The organism is Streptomyces sp. NPDC048182 (assembly GCF_043202555.1).
In the GTDB taxonomy this organism is placed as follows: domain Bacteria; phylum Actinomycetota; class Actinomycetes; order Streptomycetales; family Streptomycetaceae; genus Streptomyces.
Map to the genome: position 1 here is coordinate 372324 of NZ_JBIDAQ010000007.1, position 17837 is coordinate 390160.

Sequence of the window (17837 nt, forward strand, 5' to 3'; positions counted from 1 at the left end):
CCCCGGGCGGCCACTCCTCCGGGGGTGTGCCGCGCGGAACCGGGTGAGGATGAGGGGGCGGGCCCGACGGGACCGCCCCCCCGACCCGAGGAGAGCGCGGACATGAAAGCGGTGCGGTTCGACAGCTACGGCGACGAGGACGTCCTGGAGGTCCGGGACGTCGACGACCCGGTGGCGGCCCCGGGCGGGGTCGTCGTCCGGGTGAAGGCCACGTCGATCAACCCGGGGGAGGCCGCCATCCGGTCGGGCGCGATGCACGAGATGTGGCCCTCCACCTTCCCCTCCGGGCAGGGCAGCGACTTCGCCGGCACGGTGGAAGCGGTCGGGGACGGCGTGGCCGGGTTCGCACCGGGGGAGCCCGTCCTCGGCTGGACCGACGAGCGCTCCGCCCAGGCCGAGCTGGTGTCCGTGCCCGCCGAGCAGGTGGTCCGCAAGCCGGACGGGCTGAGCTGGGAGGTGGCCGGCTCGATGTTCGTGGCGCCCGCGGCCGGCTACGCCTGCGTCACCGCCGTCGCCCCGCGGTCCGGGGAGACCGTCGTGGTCTCCTCCGCCGCGGGCGGCGTCGGCGGCGTCGCGGCCCAGCTCGCGCGGCTGGCTGGGGCCACCGTCATCGGTCTGGCCGGCGAGGGCAACCACGACTGGCTGCGCGAGCACGGCATCGTCCCCGTGACCTACGGCGAGGGACAGGACGCCCGCATCCGGGAGGCGGCCCCGCAGGGTGTCGACGCGCTGATCGACACCCACGGCGGCGGCTACCTCGACCTCGGCGTCGAACTCGGCGTCGCGCCCGGCCGGATGAACAGCGTCATCGACTTCGAGGCCGCCGGCCGCCTGGGCGCGCAGACCGTGGGGTCCAGCCAGGTCATCGACGCCGGCGTACTGGGCCACCTCGCCCGGCTCGCCGCCTCCGGCGAACTCGACATCCCGGTCGCCGCGACGTACCCGCTCGCCGACGTCCGCGCGGCCTACCGGCGACTCGCCGACCGCCACACCCGGGGCAAGATCGTCCTGCTGCCCTGACCGTCCGCGGCTGCTAACCCCGGTGGATCTCGGTGTCGCCGTTGACCGTGCGCAGGGTCAGCCGGTGCCGGGAGTCCGCCGGTCCCGCGGCCGGGGCGTCCGCGGTGGAGCGGCCGTTGACGGTGCTCGCCTCGGTCGCGTACGCCGGGGCGTCCGCCGGCAGGGTCACCCGGACCGAGCCGTTGCGGGTCACGCCGTCGAGCGTGTCGGGCGAGGTCGCGCACAGCAGGTCGACATCGCCGTTGACCGTCTCGGCGCCCACGGTGCGGGCGCCCAGACCGGTCGCGCGGACGGAGCCGTTGCGCGTCACGAGGCGCTGGAGCGTCCCCTTCGCGCCGGAGTCCTGCACCGTGACGTCCCCGTTGACGGTGCTCAGGCTCAGTCCGCCCCGGACGTCGCTCACGTCGATCCCGGCGTTGCGGGCCCGCACGGTCAGCGTGACCCCGGCCGGCACGTGCACCAGCGGCATGCCGCCGCAGTTCTCGCGGGCCCGGTCGTCGCCCTCGTCGCAGGGCAGGTCGAGGGTGTGCGAGGATCCGTCGCCGTCCCAGCGGGCGAGGGTCGCGTCGTCCACCGTCACGTCGTGGTCGTCGGTCCCGACGACCCGCACACCGCCCTGGGTGGTGATGACCAGCCGGTCGCCGTCGTCGACCGAGGCCCTCCGGAACCCCTCGCCGCGTTCGCCGGTCCGGGTGCCGGGCAACGGCCGGTCACCGTCGCCGTGGTGGCCGCAGGCCGTCAGCGCGAGGAGCGGGATCAGCGCACACCCGGCCCGGGCCGCACGGCCGGACCTGCTCCATGAGGACGTCATGGCGTCCGTATGCCCCGGGGGGCCGACTTCACCGAGCGGTCCGGGAACCGGACGGCTCCCGGCGCCGGGTCTCAGTCCGGGCGTACGCCGTCGACGGGGACCCCCAGCCGGGCCGCCACACCGCCGAGGACCTGCCCCAGCGGGAGCGCGACCCGGGCGAGGGCCTCCCGGTCGCCACGCGTCGGATCCCGGTTGACGATCAGCACCGGCTTGCCCTCCCGGGCCGCCTGGCGCACGAACCGCAGCCCGGACATCACCGTCAGCGAGGAGCCGAGGACCAGCAGGGAGGCCGCCGCACGGACCGCCTCACGGCACTGCTCCACCCGCTGCGGCGGCACGGTCTCGCCGAAGAACACCACGTCCGGCTTGAGGACGCCGCCGCAGCGCGCGCAGGGCACCACCTGGAATCCCCGCACCTGGTCGTCTGTGAGGTCGGCGTCGCCGTCCGGATTGATCCCGGCGGCCACCGGCGCGAACCCCGGGTTGGCCGCCTCCAGCCGGCGGGCCAGTCCCCGGCGTGAACCGGCGGCGCCGCAGGACAGGCACACGATCCGCCCGAGGCTGCCGTGCAGCTCCACGACGTCCGCGCTGCCCGCGGCCTGGTGCAGCCCGTCGACGTTCTGCGTGATCACGCCCGAGAGCAGCCCGTGCCGCGCGAAGGCCGCCACGGCCAGGTGCCCGGTGTTGGGCCGGGCGCCGCCGAAGACCCGCCAGCCCAGATGACTGCGCGCCCAGTACCGGCGCCGGGCCTGGGGGTCCGAGACGAACTCCTGGTAGGTCATCGGCGTGTGCCGGCTCAGGCTCCCGCCCTCGCCCCGGTAGTCGGGGATTCCCGACTCGGTCGAGATGCCCGCGCCGCTGAGCACCAGCACCCCGCCGCTCCTGAGCGCGTCGGCGACCGGCACCCAGTCCGTGGTACCCGGCGGCAGGTCCCCGTCGGGGACCCAGTTCAGGGTGGGGCGCATGCGCATGCTGCAAGGGTACGAAAGCGGGCCGGCCCGCCGTCGGGACGGGCCGGCTGCCGGTCAGCGCACCAGCTTGACCAGCTTGTGGTTGGCGAACTCCTCCATACCGAACCGGCCCAGCTCCCGGCCGAACCCGGAGCGCTTGACCCCGCCGAAGGGCAGCTCGGCCGCGGTGCCGGCCGGTCCGCCGACGAACACCATCCCGGTCTCCAGCCGCCGTGCCACCCGCTCGGCCTGCTGCTCGTCGTCGGTCTGCACCGAGGCGCTCAGTCCGTACGGCGAGTTGTTGGCGAACTCGACCGCCTCGTCCTCCGAGCCCACCCGGAACAGCAGCGCCACGGGGCCGAACAGCTCCTCCTGGTAGGCCCGCATGTCCGGGGTGATCCCAGCCAGCACGGTCGGCTCGTACCAGGCGCCGGGACGGTCGATGCGCCGACCGCCCGCCAGCACCGTCGCGCCCTTGGACACGGCGTCCTGGACCTGCTCGTCCAGTGTCTCGACCGCCTTCTCGGAGGAGAGCGGCCCCATGAAGGTGTCCGGGTCGGCGGGGTCGCCCGGCACGATGCCGCGCACCGCCTCGGCGTACCGCTCGGCGAATCCGGCGTAGTGCTCCTCCAGGGCGATGATCCGCTTGGAGGCGTTGCACGCCTGCCCGGCGTTGGCCATCCGCCCGGCGAGGGTGTTCTTCACGACCCGGTCCAGATCGGAGACGCCGAGGATCAGGTAGGGGTCGGAGCCGCCCAGCTCCAGCACGACCTTCTTGAGGTTGCGACCGGCGATCTCGGCCACCGCCGCCCCGGCCCGCTCCGAGCCGGTCAGGGAGACGCCCTGGACACGGTCGTCCGCGATCAGGGTCGCGACCTGGTCGTTGGTGGCGAAGACGTTGACGTAGGCGCCCTTCGGCAGCCCCGCGTCCTGGAACAGCCGCTCCATCTCCAGCGCGGACTCGGGACACTGCGGCGCGTGCTTGAGCAGCACCGCGTTGCCGAGCATCAGGTTGGGCGCGGCGAACCGGGCCACCTGGTAGTACGGGAAGTTCCACGGCATGATCCCCAGCAGCGTGCCGACCGCCTCCTTGCGGACGACGGCCCGACCGCCGGAGGCGACCTCCAGCTCCTCCTCGCGGAGGAACTCCTCGCCGTGATCGGCGTAGTAGCGATAGATCGACACGACCGTCCGCAGCTCGCCGAGGGCCTGCTTGACGGGCTTGCCCATCTCGCGGGTGATCACGGCGGCGAGCGCCTCCTTGCGCTCCTCGTACAGGTCCGCGACCCGGTGCAGCACGGCGGCGCGGTCGGCGGGCTCGCGGGCGGCCCACGCGCGCTGGGCGCCGTCGGCCAGATCCAACGCGTCTCGCAGTTCGGCATCGGTGGCGGTGGGGTATTCCCGCACGGTCTCGCCGGTGGCGGGATTGACGACTCGGTAGTGTTCCATGGGCACCGACTACCCACCGGACAGACCGGAACACTCGGGCGTCTCGTCCGTTACCTGTCGCTACCTGGCCGAATAGGTGAGGCAGTCGGCGACGTCGTCGCGCGGGCCGATGTCGACGGCCGCGGCGGTGCATTCGAGTTTGTCGTTGTGCACGCAGTCGGAGCGGTGGCAGGCGCCGACGAGACCATTGCGGTCCATTCCCGAACGCGGCGTTATCTCGACGAATGTGCCGCAGTGCGCGTGGTCGCCGCCGACGGTGATCGCACCGGCGTGGCAGTCGGACGCCTGGTTGTAGGAGCAGTTGGTGGCCGAACAGCTGTGAACCTGGGGCATGTCCTGAAGCGTGGTCATATCTCCACGGTAGACCCCGCCCGAAACCCCCGCCAGGAAATGAAGCCTTGCCTCACTGGCATTCCGGAGAGGCCGTGAATGCGTCATTCCGCCAATTCGTCACTGGCGATTTCCCTGAGTGCCTCCAGGGTCTCCCGCATGAGCCGCCCCATCGGCGCGTCCTCCTCGGCGCCGACCCACCGCTCGAAACCGATCTTGAACACGGCGACCCCCGCTTCGGCGCTCAGCGCGGCGGCCGGCTGTGCGACCCCCCGCCCCATCAGGGCTTCGGTCAGGGCGGACGCGATGGAGGCGAGCTTGATCAGCTCCCGCTCCCGCAGTTCCGCGTGCGCCGCGATGACGGCCTGCCGGCGGCGGGAGTGGTCGCGGCGGTCGGTGAAGAACTCGGCGGCGGCGTCGAGGGCGGCCGCCACCGCGTCCAGCGGCGCCGTGCCGACCGGGGCCCCGGCGACCGCGTCCGTGAACAGCTTCAGCAGGGTGTCGGAGCCGTCGAAGAGGACCTCGCGCTTGTCCGCGTAGTGCCGGAAGAAGGTCCGCTCCGTCAGCCCGGCCCGCCGGGCGATCTCCGCCACGGTGGTCTGCTCGTAGCCGCGTGCGCCGTACAGCTCCAGCGCCGCCGCGGCCAGGCGTCCGCGCGCGTCCGGCTCCCATCTGCCCATGCGGCGATTCTATGTGATGACAGTGCCTGCCATCAGGTGTACCGTCGATGACAGTCACTGACATCGATGGTCCGAGGTGTTTCCCATGCGTGTCTTCGTCACCGGAGCGTCCGGCTGGATCGGCTCCGCACTCGTCCCCGAGCTCATCGACGCCGGCCACCAGGTCGTCGGGCTCGCCCGCTCGGAGGAGTCCGCCGCCGCGCTCGACGCCGCCGGCGCCCACAGCGTCCGCGGCACCGTCGACGACCTGGACCTCCTCAAGGAGACGGCCGCCGCGTCGGACGGGGTCGTCCATCTCGCCTTCAAGCACGACATCGCCTTCAGTGGCGACTTCCGCGCCGCGGCCGAAGCCGACCGCCGCGCCGTCGACGCCTTCGGGGACGCGCTGGCCGGCACCGACCGTCCCTTCGTCATCGCCTCCGGGGTGATCGGCCTGCGGCCGGGACACCTGGCGACCGAGCGCGACATGCCCACGATCGACGGCTCACCGGCGTCCGTCCGCGCCGCCACCTCCCAGGCCGTCCTCGCCCTCGCCTCGCGCGGCGTGCGCTCGTCCGTCGTCCGCCTGTCGCCGACCTGTCACGGCGACGGCGACAACGGCTTCATGGCAGCCCTCGTCGCCACCGCCCGCGCCCGCGGTGCCTCCGGTTACCTCGGCGACGGCACCCAGCAGTGGCCGGCCGTCCACCGCCTCGACGCCGCCCGGCTGTTCCGGCTCGCCGTGGAGCGGGCCCCGGCCGGCTCGGTGCTGCACGGCGCCGCCGAGGACGGTGTCCCGCTCCGGGACGTCGCCGAAGTGATCGGCCGCCACCTGGACGTCCCCGTGGTCTCCGTCGCCCCCGAGGACGCCGCCGACCACTTCACCTGGCTGAGCACCTTCCTCGCCCTCGACGCCCGGATGTCCCACACCGTCACCGGTGAACTGCTGGACTGGCGGCCCACCCAGGCCGGACTCCTGGAAGACCTGGACAAGGGCCACTACTTCCGCGAGACGGCACGGTCCGCCTGACGGAGTCCGGCGTCAGCCGTGCAGGCTCGGGCGGTAGACGAGCTCCTGGATGTGGCCGTCCAGCGTCCGGTGCTCGAGCAGCTCCAGGTCGAAGTCCTCCGCGCCCCGGAAGAGCGGATCGAGCCCGGTCCTGCCGGTGATCACGGGGAACAGCGTCACCTGCACCCGGTCGACCAGGCCGGCGGCCATCAGGGCCCGGTTCATCGCCAGGCTGCCGTGCGAGCGCAGCGGTACGTCGGACTCCTCCTTGAGCCGCGCGACGACGTCCAGGGCGTCGCCGGCGACGACCTCGGCGTCCGGCCGGTCCACCGGTTCCTCCAGCGTGGTCGACACGATGGTCGCCGGCATGCGCCACATGCGCGTCACCCACGGGTCGCGCACGTCGGAGTCCTCGGTGCTCGCGGCCAGCATCCCGGCGAACAGCCGATAGGTGTTGGCCCCGAAGACCATCCGCTGCCGCTCGTCGTACAGGGCGAGGCGGTGGTCGAGCAGCTCGGGCCCCTGCTTCCCCCAGTAGCCGGTCCAGTCGCCGCTCGCGGCGCCGAAGCCGTCGAGGCTGGAGAAGACGTCGAAGGTGTACGAAGCGGACATGGTGTGCTCCTCGCCGGACAGGTCGGTCGGGTCGTTCCGGTAGTGCAGACCGGCGACCACGGCGTGACTCATCGCTGGTCCGGTCACTGAGCCAGATCGAGGGCGGCGCGGATGACGCTGTCGGTGTCGATGCCGTGGTGGCGGTACACCTCGTCCAGCGAGCCGGACTGGCCGAACCGGGTCACGCCCAGGGTGCGCAGCGGCACCTGGCGCACGGCCGCGAGAAAGGCCAGCGTGTGCGGGTGGCCGTCGAGGACGGTGACCAGGGGAGTGGCCCGCGCGGCGGGCAGGACCTGGTCGAGGATCCAGGTGCTGGCGCCGCCGTCGCCGCCGCGGGCGTCCAGGGCCTGGAAGAGGAGCCCGGGACTGGTGACGCAGACGACGTCCGCCGGGACGCCCAGCGCCCCGAGCCGGTCGGCCGCCGCCAGGGCCTCGGTGACCATGGCGCCCATGGCGGCGATGGTGACCCGGGGGCGCTCGGTGCGGCGCAGCGGATAGCCGCCGGCGACCACCTGGCGCCGGCGGCGTTCCCGGGCGGCCGGGTCGGCGGGCACCTCCGCCAGCGTCTGGTCGACCGGCCGGGTGGACAGGCGCAGGTAGGCGGAGCCGCCGTCGGCCCGGCCCAGCCGGGAGAGCGCGGCCAGCAGGGCCCACTCGGTGTCGATCGCGAACGCCGGCTCCCAGGTGGTGCAGCCGGGCTGCTCGATGCCGAGCGAGGGCGTGGTGACGGACTGGTGGGCGCCGCCCTCGGGGGCGAGGGTGACGCCGGAGGGCGTACCGACGAGGACGGACTGGCCGCCGGCGTAGATCCCGAAGGACCAGGGCTCCAGGGCGCGCTGCACGAAGGGGTCGTACAGCACGCCGATGGGCAGCAGCGGCTCACCCCAGCGGCTCCAGGTCGCGCCCAGCTCGCCGAGCATCCCGACCAGGTTGGTCTCGGCGATGCCCAGCTCGATGTGCTGGCCGGACGGCTTCTCCCGCCAGTGCAGCAGGGTCTCGGCGTCGTCGTGGAACCAGTCGACCCGCTCGGTGGGGGACCAGACCCCGACCTTGTTGACCCAGCCGCCCAGGTTCGTGGACGAGCTGACGTCCGGACTGACGGTCACGACGCGGCGGGCGGCCTCCGGCGCGGCGCGGGTCAGGTCGAGCAGGACCCGGCCGAGGGCCGCCTGGGTGGTCGCGGTGCCGGTCGGCGTACGCCCGATGTCGGCGGGCACCCGCGGCGGCTGCCGCGTCACCACCGGCTCGCGGCGCAGCCGCGCCCCCGCCTCGGCGCACAGCCGCCCGGGCGGCGAGTCGGCCGGGAACCCGGCCCAGGGCAGGGCCGGGTCGGCACCTGTCCGCGCCGCCAGCTCCGCGATCTGGGCCTCGGTCAGCAGGGAGGAGTGGTTCTGCGGGTGCCCCTGGGTGGGCAGGCCGTACCCCTTGACGGTGTAGGCGAAGATCACCGTGGGACGGCCGTCGTCCACGGCGCCGAGCGCGCCGTCGATGGCGGAGAGGTCGTGACCGCCCAGGTTGCGCACGGCCCGCAGCACGGTCGCGTCGTCAAGACCGCTCAGGAGCGCCGCGACCGGCCCGGAGCCGGCGCCGGAACCGGGCAGCCGCTCCCGCAGCTCGCCGGCCGAACAGCGCAGCATCCGCTGGTACTCCGGGTTGGGCATCGCGTCGATGCGGCGGCGCAGCTCCTCGCCCCCCTCGCGGGCGAACAGCTCCTCCAGCAGGGCGCCGTACTTGAGGGTGAGCACCTGCCAGCCGGCCGAGGCGAACATGCCGCGCAGCCGGTCCGCGGCGATGTCGGGCACGACCCGGTCCAGCGACTGCCGGTTGAGGTCGACGATCCAGACCAGCTCGCCGAGTCCGGCGACCTGCGGGTCGAGGACGGCCTCCCAGACCGCGCCCTCGTCCAGCTCGGCATCGCCGACCAGGGCGTACTGCCGTCCGGCCGCCATGCCCGCGTCCGCCGAGGAGTAGCGGCGGGCGATCGCCCCCCAGATGGTGGCGGTGGCCCCGATGCCGACGGAACCGGTCGAGTAGTCGACCGGATCGGGGTCCTTCGACCGGCTCGGATAGCTCTGCAGGCCACCGAACTCGCGCAGGCTGCTCAGATACCCCGCGTCGAGCGCGCCCTGCAGGTAGTTGACGGCGTGCAGGACCGGAGAGGCGTGCGGCTTGACCGACACCCGGTCCTCCGGCCGCAGATGCCGGAACCACAGGGTCGTCGTGAGCGACACCATCGAGGCGCAGGAGGCCTGGTGACCCCCCACCTTGAGTCCCGACGGGTTGGGACGCACCCGGTTGGCGTGGTGCACGATGGCGCTGGACAGCCACAGCACACGGTCCTCCACCTCGCGCAGGACGTCGTACGAGCCGTGGCCCGAGGCGCCGGGGGCGCCGGGCCGGGCGGGAGCGGTGGTCATGACGGCAAGGACCTCCTGGCGGCACGAGGGGCACCCGGTGAGCGGTCGGTCGTTGTGGTGGAGCACATCATCCGGCCAGAATGTGCGCAAGAGAACGTGTGATAACAGTGCAGCGTGCTCCGAATCCGTCCCCTGCTCCCCGAGAAGGTGCGCATCGTGACCCCTCCGGCGCGGATAGACCACACCGATGCCCGGCTCCTCCTCGCTCTCGCCGCGCACCCCCGGGCCACCGCCGTCGCCCTCGCCGAGCAGGCGGGCGTCAGCCGCAACACCGTCCGGTCCCGGCTGACGGCGCTGGAGGGCAGCAGGGCCGTGGAGTCGTTCGACCGCCGGGTCAGCCCGGCCGCGCTCGGCTACCCGCTGGCCGCGTACGTCACCGCCCACGTCGTCCAGCGACGTCTCGACGAGGTCGCCGCCGCGCTCGGCGCCGTCCCCGAGGTGCTCGAGGTGCACGGCCTCACGGGCGAGAGCGACCTGCTGGTCCACGTGGTGGCCACCGACGCGGACGACCTCTACCGCGTCGCCGGCCGCCTCCTGGCCGTCCCCGGGGTGGAGCGCACCCAGACCGCGCTCGTCATGCGCCGACTGGTCGGGTACCGCCTCACCCCGCTCCTGCAGCGGGCCGCGGCGCGGCGGCATGGCTGATAACATCCGGGCGGCAGCGCACGGAAGCTGCCCGAAGGAGGGCCATCGTGGCGGGAGCCGGTGGGGCCGGCGTGCGTCGCCTGCAGCCGCTGTCCGTGGTGGAGCAGGTGACCAAGGAGATCCGGCGCTCCATCCTCGCCGGTGACCTCCGGCCCGGGCAGGACTTCTCCCTCCGCGAGATCGCCGGGCGCCTGGGCGTCAGCATCATCCCCGTGCGGGAGGCGTTGCGGCACTTGGAGGGCCAGGGCCTCGTCATCACCGCCCGCGGCAAGAGCGCCACCGTCGCCCCGCTCAGCCGCGAGGACCTGCGAGCGATCTACCGCCTGCGCCGGCAGATCGAACCGGAACTCGCCGGCCGCGCCTGCCTGCTGCTGACCGACCGTGATCACGCCCGGCTCACCGCCCACCTGGAGATCTTCGCCGACCCCGGCTTGGGCCTCGAGGAGATCTACGAGACGCACCACGAGTTCCACCTCGACCTGCTGCGCCCCGCGGCCACCGACTGGGACCTGCGCGTTCTGAGGATGCTCTGGCACTCGGCCGAACGCTACGTGCGCCTCGCCTTCGGCAACCGCGACAGCGACCCCGACGAACCCCGCCGCCGGGAAGCCGCCCACACGCAGCTCCTCGCCGCCGTCGCCGAACGCGACCCAGGCCGCGCCGCCCAGGCGGTCCTGCACCACCTCGACGTCAACGAGCAGATCGCCCAGCAGGGCATCGCGGCCATCGCGGACTGAGGCCGCGGCGCCCCGCCTCCTCCCACCCGTCCTGAGAAGACTCGACAAGAGGCTCGATCCAGGGGCTGGCTGTTATCACATATCACCAGTACGGTGGTGCGCACCCGCAGGCACAGCGTCCAGGGAGACCCGATATGTCCGCGAGCCCCAAGTTCGCCCACGTCGTTTTCCAGACCGCCCGGCCGCAGGAGATGCGCGACTGGTACTGCACCGTCCTCGACGGCCACGTCGTGTACCAGGACGAGGCGCTGTCGTTCATCACCTTCGACGAAGAGCACCACCGAGTGGCCCTCATCCACCCGCCCGTACCGCTGCGGCGCAGGACGCCCGACATCGCCGCGATGCACCACGTCGCCTACACCTTCGACTCCCTGGACGACCTGCTCACCAGGTACGTCCTGCTGCGCGACCGCGACGTGCTGCCCGCCGTCTGCATCGCGCACGGCGTCACCACCTCGATGTACTACCGCGACCCCGACGGGAACATGGTCGAGATGCAGATCGACCGCTTCGCCGAGCCGGACGACGCGACCGCCTACATGAAGGGGGCCGAGTACGCCGCCGACTCCGTCGGGCCCTCCTTCGACCCGGAGGCCCTCCTGGAGGCCCGCCGTGACGGCGCGACCGTGGAGGAACTGTGCGACCGCGCCTGGGCACTCCGCGCGGACCTCCCCGACCCCATGCCGGTCCTCATGGGCGCCGCGGACTGACCCGAGCCGGGCCCCGCGGCCACCGGACCGACGCCCGATCCCGACCAGGAGCAGCACGTGGAAGAGCAGCAGTGCCTTATCTGCGGCCTCGAACAGTCCGACGACGCCCTCGTGGTGTTCCGCGACGACCTCTGGGCCGCGGAGGTCGTCCCCGGCTACGACGTACCCGGCTGGTTCTTCCTGCGCGCCCGGCGCCACGCGGAGCGGATCACCGGCCTGAACGGCGAGGAGCAGGAGACCTTCGGCCGGCGCGCCCGGGACCTGGTCGCCGCCGTCACCGAGGCCACCGGGGCGGAGACCACGTACATGCTCATGTTCGGGGAGGCGTTCGTGCACTTCCACGTCCTGGTCGCGGCTCGCACCGCCGACATCCCCGCCGACCGCCGCTCCGGCGACCTCCTCAAGCTGCGCACCGAGCGGGCCGACCCCGAACGCGCCAGGGCCCTGGTCCCGGCGGTCCGCGAGGCGTACGCGAGCGGGACCCGTCCCGAGCAGGCCGCCGGTCGGCCGGTGCCGGCCGAACGCTGAGGGGCGGGCCTGCCCGGTTGGGCCGCGCGGCACGGTCAGGCCGGGGCCCCGCTGCGCCGCGGCCTCGGCGCGGGCGAGCGGGCGGCCGAGCGGCGGATGGCGTCATCCATCCGGGAGTGCCAGGCGGGGTCCATCAGGTGGTGCCGGACCGAACCGTCCTCGGCGGCCGGCCGCGACGACGACAGCAGGCCGCAGGCCCGGTACGCGCACCCCGAGGGCCACGCCCGAGGTCACCGGCGCGATCACAGCGCGCTCCGCCCGGCCGCCTCCACCGCGTCGAGCGCCCGCACCAGGCCGCCGTCCGCGTGCCGCGTGACCCAGGCCCGCTGCTCGCGCGAGTGACGCCGCGGCACGGCCTCGACCAGCATGATCAGATACAGGCAGCAGCGGTACAGCTCCAGCCGCAGCCGCACGGAGTCGGTGAAGCCGGCCTCCCCGCCGGCACCGGCGTACCCCGCCAGGAACGCCTCGTCGCCCTCGATGTCGCCGAATAACGCCAGAGAGACGAAGTCGGCCACCGGGCCCCCCAGAACATCCGCTCCCCGCCGTCCCACGGCCTCCGGCTGACGTACCTGATCGGGTTCACCCCCGGGGGCGGTCATGGCGCCGCAGGTTCTCGAGGAGTGTGCGTTCGGCCGCGGTGAGTGGGGGGTGTTGGAGCGTCGGGCGCAGAGGGCCGGTGAGTGCGTCGAGGAGTACGGCGGGTGCGGCGAGTGAGGCCGGGTGGGCTTGGAGGGCGAGTACGTCGGTGAGGGCGGTGGCCGCGTGGAAGGAGCCGGTCGCGGCACGTGAGAGACGGCTGACGTAGCGGTGGAGCATCCGGTCGACGGCGCTCGGCTTCTTGCCCTGGGTGGTGGCGAAGTGGATGTCCTGGCCGGTGGAGAGCGTCCACGCGGTGTTGACGATGCGGCCGATGGCGCGCTGGAGGCGGTGGGCGCTCGGGCGGCCGGCCGGAGCGCCTCGGAGATGTTCGCGCAGGGCGAGGGCGCTCTGCGCGGTCACCGAGATGCCTTGGGCGTAGACGGGGTTGAAGGCGGCGACGGCGTCGCCGAGGACGGTGAGGTTCTCCGGCCAGCGGGCCAGGCGTTCGTAGCGGTGACGCCGGTTGGCGGTGCTGTGGGTGACGTGGATGTCGCTGAGGGGCTCGGCATGGGCGATGAGGTCGCCGATGAGGGGGTGGCGCAGGCCGCGGGCGAAGGGTTGGAAGGCGTCGGTGTCGCGGGTGGGCCGGCGGCCGGGTGCGCCCATGAGGCTGACGTGCCAACGCTCGCCCTCGATGGGCAGGATGCCGCCGGCGGCGGCGGGACCGGGCAGCCGGGGGTCGGCGTTGATGCCGATCATGGGCCAGTCGCGGGTCGGTACGGGGGCGCGGTAGAGGCGGCTGGCGTAGACCAGGCCGGAGTCCACGCTGTCTTCGGTGAGGCCGGTGATGCCGAGCTCTTCGAGCCAGTTCGGTGTGCGGGTGGTGCGTCCGGAGGCGTCGATGACGAGGGTGGCGGCCAGGTCGGCTTCGGTGCCGTCGGCGTGGCGTATCCGGACTCCGGTGACGGTGTGGTGGTCGCCGAGGAGTTTGACGGCTCTGGTGTGGGGGCGTACGCGGATGCGCGGATCCTTGAGGGTCTGGGTGCGGATGACGTAGTCGGTGAGGTCGCGGCTGGCGGCGACGATGTAGTGGGTGGTGCGTTGCCAGCGGCGGTACCAGCCTTCGGGTGAGTAGATGAGGGTGTTGGTGGTCATGTGGATGCGGTGTGCGCCCTGGGCGACCAGGTGGTCGATGCTGCCGGGCAGGAGGGTGCTGATGGCTTCGGCGCCGCCGGTCTGCAGGATGTGCAGGTGGGCGGCTTGGGGGACGCCGGTGCGGGGATGCGGTCCGTCGGGCAGATCGTGGGCCTCGATGATGTCGACCGTTTCGACGTGGTCTTTGACGGCGGTGGCCGCGAGCATGCCCGCGATGCTGCCTCCCACGATGACGGCGCGTGTGGGGGTGGGGTGGGGGGCGTGACTCATGGTGGGCTGCTTCCTTCGATGACCGGTGTGGTCGCGAGGACGTCGAGGACGACGGGGGAGGTGAGGGCCAGGGAGACCGGGACGAGGTCCGGTGGATGCCATCGGGGGATCTGCGCCTCGCCGGTGGCGGGTGGGGGTGGGGGCGGGGTGCGTTGGCGCTCCCGGGCGGTGAGGATCATGGCCGCGTCGGCGATGGCGCTCGCGGTGGGTTCGGTGTGGCCCTTTCGGCGTGCCGCGTGGTGTGCCTGCCGGCGCACGGTGTGGTCGTAGTAGGGGGCGAGTGCGAGCAGGGCGTCGTAGAGGGCGGTTCTGCGCCAGGTCAGCAGCACAGCGGGGGGTGTGCGCCACCAGGGCAGGGTGGTGCGGATCGCGCCGGGGGTGGGTACGTGGCGCAGTGCCTGCCACAGGGGGGTGAGGTGGCGCAGTTGTCTGATGATGCGGGTGGTGGCGGCGATGCGGGGACCGATGAGGGGGAGGGCGAAGCCGATGGCGCCGAGTACGGCGGAGGGAGCGGCGAGCGTGGGGGAGACCTGGTCGATGAGGAAGTCGAGGTCGTGGTGGCCGGTCCACCGGGCTGCAACGGCGCTCAGCCGCATGATGTCGTAGCACACGTGCAGGAGGTAGGCGGGGGCGAGGAAGCGCAGTCCGGTGCGCAGAGTTCCGTTGACCTGTTTCGACCACCGCCAGCAGAGGATGCTGGTGGTCATGGCGGCGACGCCGTGGGACAGCAGGTAGGTGACGATCATTTCGCGCAGGTAGGGGGTGTTGGCGTAGTAGGCGTCGAAGAGCGTGAGTTGTTCCACGGGGGCGTCTCCGGCCCGGAACAGTGCGAAGAGGGCGCAGATGACCAGGCTGTAGACGGTGACGCAGATCCGTGAGGCCCGCCGGGTGCGGTCCGGGGGCGCGGGCCGCCAGTTGATGATCAGCAGCAGGCTGGCCGCGGAGTAGGCGGTCGTCGTCGCGTAGACCACCGGGGCGGCGAAATTGGTCACGCCGGTGGCCCGGTTCAGTTCGACGATGGAGCGGGGGGCGGCCAGGAGCATGATGCATCCGCCGGCGAGCAGGAGCAGGCAGGCCGCGCGCAGGAGCGAGTCGCTGCGTCTGCGTATCAGGGCGGGGACCTTCAGGGCGCACACCAGCAGCAGTCCCACCCCGCTGGCATAGAAGACGGCGTTGCTGGAACCTGACGTCATCTGTGGTGGATCCCCTCCCCGGCCCGCGGCCCCCCGGCGTTGGTGTGTGGTGTGGAGTGCGGCGGGTCAGGGCCGTTTGAATCGGTGGGCCATGGAGTGCTGGAGCCGTGCGGGTAGTCCGTGTGCGTGGGGTGTGGAATGCGCTTCGTCGAGGGCCGCCTGGACGTCGGTGGCGAAGAAGAAACCGAAGCGTTCGGCGTCCACTTCCTCTTGTCGTGCCCGGGTGTCGGTGCGTGCGGCGTAGTGCAGTGCGGCGTCCGTGGCCTCTGCCTCGGAGTTGTCGTCGCCGGTGGTTTCGCTCAGGCGGGCGGCGAGTTGGTCGAGAGCGCTGGTGGTGCCGGTGTGGTCGGCGCGGTGGGCGGTGTGCGGGTGTGTGGTGGCGCAGTGTCCGTGGAGCATGTGCCAGGCCTCGTGGCCGATGATGACGAGTTGGTGCTCGGGGCGGGTGTTCTCCTCGTAGACGATGAGGTCGTGGCCGGCGCGGTTGACCCACAGACCGCTGGCGGTCATGGGCGGGAACGCTGTGGTGCGCAGTCGCACGGGGCGTCCGCGTACCCGGCTCAGGGCGCGGCCGACGCAACGGAAGAGGTCTTCGCCGGCGGCGGGGGGTGTGAGGTTGCCGGCCAGCCGGGCGCTCAGTCGCCGCATCGCTCTCGGTGTGGTGGTCACTGTTCCGTTTCGTTGTCGTCGAGTTGGAGGAGGGCGTGGAGGGTGGCGTTGAGGACGTTCCAGTGTTCGGGTGGGAGGTCGTGGGCTTGGCGTAGGGCGATGCCGCGGATGTCGTTGTGGTGGGTTGGGGTGCTGGGTGTGGGTGGTGTGGGGGGCGGGTTGGTGGGGGGTTGGAGGGTGGTGAGGAGGTGTTGGAGGGTGTGGTGGAGGGCTTGGGGTGCGGGGCGGGTGAAGAAGGTTTCGCCTTGGTCGATGTGGAAGACGGCGACGAGGCCGTGGAGGAGTTCGACGCTGGGCATCTTTTGGCCGGCGCAGATCTGTCGGGCCCAGTAGGTGGAGATGCCGAGTTGGCGGGAGATGTGGGCGGCGAGGTCGGACATGGGCCGGCCGGTGTGGGCGAGGTGGGCGTCGGCGAGGGTTTTGATGCGGGTGCGTACGCGTTCGCTGACGGTGTCGGGGGGCGGCCGGCGGCCTTCGAGGAGGGCGCGGACGGTGTGTTCGGGCAGGGCGGTTGCGGCGGACAGGCTGTGGGGGTCGAGTACGTCGCGGGGGTGGATGCCTCGTTCCCGCAGGAGGGCTCTCAGCCGGTCGAGGGTTGCTGCCAGTGGCGGGTCCGGCTCCACCGGGTTCCTCCCTCTGGGCCAGGGATGTCGGAGCGCAACAGTGCGGGAACCCTATCGGCTGCCGGCCTGGTTGTTCAACGGGCGTTTCGGGCTGGGTGGGCGGTCGTTGACGGGGCTTTCGTGCGCTGGTGGCCGAGGCGGGACGGGGGAGGCCGCTGGGTGGTGGGGCGTTTCACGGTGCACGTGCCGGGGGCCCCGGGCGGTGGTGCTGACCGGGGCCCCTGGGGGGTGTGGGGGTGGGGGTTACCAGGTGAGGGGGGTTGATTGCGCGCTGGTGGCGGTGCAGTAGGAGGTGAAGGTGCCGCCGCTGTTGGTGACGGTGAGGCTGAGTGACCAGTTGGCGGCGTTGGGGGTGCCGGTCAGGGTGTGGGAGTCGGTGGTGTCGCCGGTGGTGAGGGTGCCGGTGGTCAGGGGGAGGGGGCCGAAGGCGATGGGGTCTCCGGCGGCGGCGGCGGGGTTGACGGTGCCGGAGAACGTCACCTGGCTGGTGGCGCCGCCGGTGGTCTTGTCGAGGGTGAGGGTGGAGGTGACGGAGTCGGCCGGATAGGGGAACTGGGTGGTGATGTCGGTGGATTCGATGCGGATGGATTTGGTGGCGGCGGTGGTGGCCGCGGTGAGGGTGAGGGTGCCGCTGCCGCCCGCTCCGCAGTCGTAGGCGGCGGTGGTCGCGGTGGCGGTGGCGGTGGCTGTGGCGGCGGTGGCGGGGCCGGCCGGGGCCAGCAGCGCGGCGAGTGCGGCGGGGGCGGCGAGCGCGGTCAGGGTGGTCCGGCGGGTGGTGGTGGTCATGTCGGGGCTCCTTGGTTGCGGGTGTCCCGGTCAGTACATGTCGTGGTCCTCTTGCGGCGGTTGGTGATCTCTTGGCCGTCGTGGCGGGTCTGGTGTTCACCGGGCGGGGGTGGGGTGTCCGTCGCGGGGGCGCCTGGGGGGTGCTTGAGGATGGGCCGGGGGGTGCCGGGTGTGCGGGCCGGGTGCGGGGCGCTGCCGGCCTGTGGCCGGGCTGCTGCTCGGCGTGGCGCGTCCCGGCGTTGCTGTCGGGGTCGGTGGAGCGTGCCGTCTGCGGGCTGTGGGGGTTGGAGGGTGGGTGGAGGGGTGCTTGAGGTGTCGGGGTTTTGTGTTGTGGGGGCGGGGTCGGGTTTCCCACACTGGGGGCTTGGGTGTTGTGGGGCGGTCCGGGAGGGGGGCCTGGTCCTGGTCTTGGGTTCCGGTTCCGGTCCTTTCTGTATTTCTTTGTGTGTTTGTGGGGGGGGGTGGGGGTTGTGGTGGGTTGTGTTGGGGTGGTGGGGCGTGAGTGGTTGGGGGGTGTGGGGGAGGCGGGGGTGGTGGAGTTCCGGTTGTTGGGGCCGGTGTGTGTGGTGCGGGCGGGGGTGGAGGTGCCGTTGTCGGGGGTGAAGATCCATACGGTGCTTGCGGTGTTGTTGCTTGCGCGTGGTGGGCTGGTGGGGGATGGCCGGCTGAGTGCTGCTTTGTG

19 protein-coding genes are annotated in these 17837 nt (G+C 72.6%); 6 read left to right on the top strand and 13 right to left on the bottom strand.

Annotated elements, in window-relative coordinates; genetic code table 11:
* Positions 1–102 precede the first annotated feature (102 nt).
* Positions 103–1020, top strand: coding sequence for an NADP-dependent oxidoreductase (locus ACGFZL_RS17280; RefSeq protein WP_393692494.1), 918 nt, complete (start codon positions 103–105; stop codon positions 1018–1020).
* 13 nt (positions 1021–1033) lie between these two features.
* On the opposite strand, the gene ACGFZL_RS17285 is transcribed toward ACGFZL_RS17280, so the two are convergent.
* The 5 genes from ACGFZL_RS17285 to ACGFZL_RS17305 form a co-directional block, all read right to left on the bottom strand.
* Positions 1034–1831, bottom strand: a complete 798-nt coding sequence (locus ACGFZL_RS17285; RefSeq protein ID WP_393692496.1) for a DUF4097 family beta strand repeat-containing protein — start codon at positions 1829–1831, stop codon at positions 1034–1036.
* A 71-nt stretch (positions 1832–1902) separates the two neighbouring features.
* Positions 1903–2802, bottom strand: coding sequence for an NAD-dependent protein deacetylase (locus tag ACGFZL_RS17290; protein WP_393692498.1), 900 nt, complete (start codon positions 2800–2802; stop codon positions 1903–1905).
* 54 nt (positions 2803–2856) lie between these two features.
* On the bottom strand, positions 2857–4230 hold the full coding sequence (locus tag ACGFZL_RS17295) for an NAD-dependent succinate-semialdehyde dehydrogenase (protein ID WP_393692500.1): 1374 nt from the start codon (positions 4228–4230) through the stop codon (positions 2857–2859).
* A gap of 60 nt (positions 4231–4290) precedes the next feature.
* Entirely contained in the window at positions 4291–4581 is a 291-nt protein-coding gene (locus tag ACGFZL_RS17300) for a DUF1540 domain-containing protein (protein WP_355173945.1), read from the bottom strand.
* Positions 4582–4664: 83 nt separating this feature from the next.
* On the bottom strand, positions 4665–5240 hold the full coding sequence (locus ACGFZL_RS17305; RefSeq protein ID WP_393692502.1) for a TetR/AcrR family transcriptional regulator: 576 nt from the start codon (positions 5238–5240) through the stop codon (positions 4665–4667).
* 85 nt (positions 5241–5325) lie between these two features.
* Between ACGFZL_RS17305 and ACGFZL_RS17310 the strand changes: the two genes are divergently transcribed.
* On the top strand, positions 5326–6249 hold the full coding sequence (locus tag ACGFZL_RS17310; protein ID WP_393692504.1) for an SDR family oxidoreductase: 924 nt from the start codon (positions 5326–5328) through the stop codon (positions 6247–6249).
* A 12-nt stretch (positions 6250–6261) separates the two neighbouring features.
* Here ACGFZL_RS17310 and ACGFZL_RS17315 read toward each other — a convergent pair whose 3' ends face one another.
* Positions 6262–6840: a dihydrofolate reductase family protein gene (locus ACGFZL_RS17315; protein ID WP_393692550.1), complete on the bottom strand. Its 579-nt coding sequence runs from the start codon at positions 6838–6840 to the stop codon at positions 6262–6264.
* Between the two features lie 83 nt (positions 6841–6923).
* Positions 6924–9257, bottom strand: coding sequence for a transketolase-like TK C-terminal-containing protein (locus tag ACGFZL_RS17320; protein ID WP_393692506.1), 2334 nt, complete (start codon positions 9255–9257; stop codon positions 6924–6926).
* A gap of 156 nt (positions 9258–9413) precedes the next feature.
* On the opposite strand from ACGFZL_RS17320, the gene ACGFZL_RS17325 reads away from it, so the two are divergent.
* The 4 genes from ACGFZL_RS17325 (at position 9414) to ACGFZL_RS17340 (ending at position 11877) form a co-directional block, all read left to right on the top strand.
* On the top strand, positions 9414–9902 hold the full coding sequence (locus ACGFZL_RS17325; RefSeq protein WP_393692508.1) for an Lrp/AsnC family transcriptional regulator: 489 nt from the start codon (positions 9414–9416) through the stop codon (positions 9900–9902).
* Between the two features lie 47 nt (positions 9903–9949).
* Positions 9950–10639, top strand: a complete 690-nt coding sequence (locus ACGFZL_RS17330) for a GntR family transcriptional regulator (protein WP_393692510.1) — start codon at positions 9950–9952, stop codon at positions 10637–10639.
* A gap of 134 nt (positions 10640–10773) precedes the next feature.
* Entirely contained in the window at positions 10774–11349 is a 576-nt protein-coding gene (locus tag ACGFZL_RS17335; RefSeq protein ID WP_393692512.1) for a VOC family protein, read from the top strand.
* Positions 11350–11406: 57 nt separating this feature from the next.
* Positions 11407–11877 carry a hypothetical protein gene (locus ACGFZL_RS17340; protein ID WP_393692514.1) on the top strand — a complete coding sequence of 157 codons (471 nt, stop codon included), beginning with the start codon at positions 11407–11409 and terminating at the stop codon, positions 11875–11877.
* Between the two features lie 242 nt (positions 11878–12119).
* Here ACGFZL_RS17340 and ACGFZL_RS17345 read toward each other — a convergent pair whose 3' ends face one another.
* The 6 genes from ACGFZL_RS17345 to ACGFZL_RS17370 form a co-directional block, all read right to left on the bottom strand.
* Positions 12120–12395, bottom strand: coding sequence for a hypothetical protein (locus ACGFZL_RS17345; RefSeq protein ID WP_393692516.1), 276 nt, complete (start codon positions 12393–12395; stop codon positions 12120–12122).
* A 64-nt stretch (positions 12396–12459) separates the two neighbouring features.
* Positions 12460–13884 (bottom strand): FAD-dependent oxidoreductase, encoded by a 1425-nt coding sequence (locus ACGFZL_RS17350; RefSeq protein ID WP_393692518.1) that lies wholly within the window; start codon positions 13882–13884, stop codon positions 12460–12462.
* Complete coding sequence (locus ACGFZL_RS17355; protein WP_393692520.1) at positions 13881–15077, bottom strand: MAB_1171c family putative transporter; 1197 nt, start codon at positions 15075–15077, stop codon at positions 13881–13883. Before ACGFZL_RS17355 ends, ACGFZL_RS17350 begins: the two co-directional genes overlap by 4 nt.
* A gap of 66 nt (positions 15078–15143) precedes the next feature.
* Positions 15144–15587 (bottom strand): hypothetical protein, encoded by a 444-nt coding sequence (locus ACGFZL_RS17360; RefSeq protein ID WP_393692522.1) that lies wholly within the window; start codon positions 15585–15587, stop codon positions 15144–15146.
* A gap of 155 nt (positions 15588–15742) precedes the next feature.
* Positions 15743–16369, bottom strand: coding sequence for a hypothetical protein (locus ACGFZL_RS17365; RefSeq protein WP_393692524.1), 627 nt, complete (start codon positions 16367–16369; stop codon positions 15743–15745).
* A 243-nt stretch (positions 16370–16612) separates the two neighbouring features.
* Positions 16613–17155, bottom strand: a complete 543-nt coding sequence (locus ACGFZL_RS17370; RefSeq protein ID WP_393692526.1) for a hypothetical protein — start codon at positions 17153–17155, stop codon at positions 16613–16615.
* Positions 17156–17837 lie beyond the last annotated feature (682 nt).

Excerpts from the sequence above, each read along its gene's own strand:
- ACGFZL_RS17280 (WP_393692494.1), top strand. The coding sequence starts at position 103 with ATGAAAGCGGTGCGGTTCGACAGCTACGGCGACGAGGACGTCCTGGAG.
- ACGFZL_RS17285 (WP_393692496.1), bottom strand. The coding sequence starts at position 1,831 with ATGACGTCCTCATGGAGCAGGTCCGGCCGTGCGGCCCGGGCCGGGTGT.
- ACGFZL_RS17290 (WP_393692498.1), bottom strand. The coding sequence starts at position 2,802 with ATGCGCATGCGCCCCACCCTGAACTGGGTCCCCGACGGGGACCTGCCG.
- ACGFZL_RS17295 (WP_393692500.1), bottom strand. The coding sequence starts at position 4,230 with ATGGAACACTACCGAGTCGTCAATCCCGCCACCGGCGAGACCGTGCGG.
- ACGFZL_RS17300 (WP_355173945.1), bottom strand. The coding sequence starts at position 4,581 with ATGACCACGCTTCAGGACATGCCCCAGGTTCACAGCTGTTCGGCCACC.
- ACGFZL_RS17305 (WP_393692502.1), bottom strand. The coding sequence starts at position 5,240 with ATGGGCAGATGGGAGCCGGACGCGCGCGGACGCCTGGCCGCGGCGGCG.
- ACGFZL_RS17310 (WP_393692504.1), top strand. The coding sequence starts at position 5,326 with ATGCGTGTCTTCGTCACCGGAGCGTCCGGCTGGATCGGCTCCGCACTC.
- ACGFZL_RS17315 (WP_393692550.1), bottom strand. The coding sequence starts at position 6,840 with ATGTCCGCTTCGTACACCTTCGACGTCTTCTCCAGCCTCGACGGCTTC.
- ACGFZL_RS17320 (WP_393692506.1), bottom strand. The coding sequence starts at position 9,257 with ATGACCACCGCTCCCGCCCGGCCCGGCGCCCCCGGCGCCTCGGGCCAC.
- ACGFZL_RS17335 (WP_393692512.1), top strand. The coding sequence starts at position 10,774 with ATGTCCGCGAGCCCCAAGTTCGCCCACGTCGTTTTCCAGACCGCCCGG.
- ACGFZL_RS17350 (WP_393692518.1), bottom strand. The coding sequence starts at position 13,884 with ATGAGTCACGCCCCCCACCCCACCCCCACACGCGCCGTCATCGTGGGA.
- ACGFZL_RS17355 (WP_393692520.1), bottom strand. The coding sequence starts at position 15,077 with ATGACGTCAGGTTCCAGCAACGCCGTCTTCTATGCCAGCGGGGTGGGA.
- ACGFZL_RS17360 (WP_393692522.1), bottom strand. The coding sequence starts at position 15,587 with ATGACCGCCAGCGGTCTGTGGGTCAACCGCGCCGGCCACGACCTCATC.
- ACGFZL_RS17370 (WP_393692526.1), bottom strand. The coding sequence starts at position 17,155 with ATGACCACCACCACCCGCCGGACCACCCTGACCGCGCTCGCCGCCCCC.